The following is a 1,367-nucleotide window of genomic DNA, read 5'->3' as shown; positions in this document are numbered from 1 at the left end:
GTATCGAGACGGTGATGATGGTGGTGGTGGTTGCTGCTGGTGTTCTGACTTGTATCGAGACTGACATCGCCGCTGTTGGCGGGGGTTGTCCTGAAAGGGACGTGTCGGCACTGGTGGCAGCTATCGCGCCTGAAAATGCCTGGGTGACTGGGCCGGGCGGGGTTATGACTTTATAGGAACCTGTCAGCTGCGATCACGACCGACTCTTCACCGTCCTGTCTGCCCCGCCCGGCGTAAGTCATCCTCCACACCCGTGAAGGAGACAGATCGCAATGACGAGCATGACCGCACACAGCCATCTGATGCAACCACCAATAACATTCGCCGGGATCGATACTCACAAACACACCCATCACGTCGCGGTCATCGATGCTGATGGACGCCTGATCGCCGACCGCCAATTCGGCACCACCCATGCTCAGTACCTACAGATACAACGCTGGCTGGCCCACTGGCACCTACGCAGTATCGGAATCGAACAGACCGGCACCTACGGTGCCGCCGTGACCAACGTCTTAGCCAGTGCCGGCTACCGCATCATCGATGTCAACCACCCCGACCTGAGCGTGCGTGCACGAGAAGGAAAGTCCGACCCCATCGACGCAGTCATGGCCGCCAACGCCGTGCGCACCGGCCGCTGCCAAGTCATCGCTAAAGACCGTACCGGCCAGCTCGAAGCACTCCGATTCTATTGCGCCGCACGCACATCAGCAGTCAAAGCCCGCTCAGCAGCATTAACCCAGATCGCTGCGCTCGCCATCACCGTCGACCCGAAACTGCGTGAACGCCTGGGCACCACCAGCCGCGACATCGTCACCTGTGCCCGCACCCTGCGCCCGGACACCACCCGCCCCCACGACCCCATCCAGGCCGCCAAAACCGCACTACGCGCGCTGGCAACACGCATCACCGACCTCGACACCGAAATCAAAAGTCACGACCGCGCCCTCACTGAAATCATCACCCCACTAGCACCACGACTGCTCGCCCTACCCCAGGTCGGCATCCACATCGCCGCCCAACTCTTGCTCACCATCGGCCAATGCCCCAACCGCATCACCACCGACGCCCAATTCGCCCGCCTGACCGGAGTCGCACCCATCAACGCCTCCTCCGGACGCACCAACCGCCACCGACTCCACCGCGGCGGAAACCGCCAAGCCAACCGAGCCATCCACCTCATCGCCATCGGCCGCCTCAAACACCACCAACCCGCCATCGACTACTACCACCGCCGCACCAGCAACAACCTCTCCAAAACCGACACCATCCGCGCCATGAAACGCCACATCGCCCGCGAAGTCTTCGGCGCACTCAAAGCCGACCTCACCACCCACAAAACAACAATTGACACACCATAGGAACGT

At 61.6% G+C, this 1,367-nt stretch carries 1 protein-coding gene; it reads left to right on the top strand.

Translation table 11 applies throughout. The annotated features are described in order from the left end of the window. The first annotated feature begins 272 nt into the window (after positions 1 to 272). Positions 273 to 1,361 (top strand): IS110 family RNA-guided transposase, encoded by a 1,089-nt coding sequence (locus tag GOEFS_RS17695; protein WP_007319315.1) that lies wholly within the window; start codon positions 273 to 275, stop codon positions 1,359 to 1,361. The last annotated feature ends 6 nt before the right edge of the window (positions 1,362 to 1,367 follow it).

The sequence above is a fragment of the Gordonia effusa NBRC 100432 genome, assembly GCF_000241305.1.
Lineage (GTDB): Bacteria > Actinomycetota > Actinomycetes > Mycobacteriales > Mycobacteriaceae > Gordonia > Gordonia effusa.
Note: the sequence above shows the minus strand (reverse complement) of the source record. Positions and strands in the feature narration are given on the sequence as shown.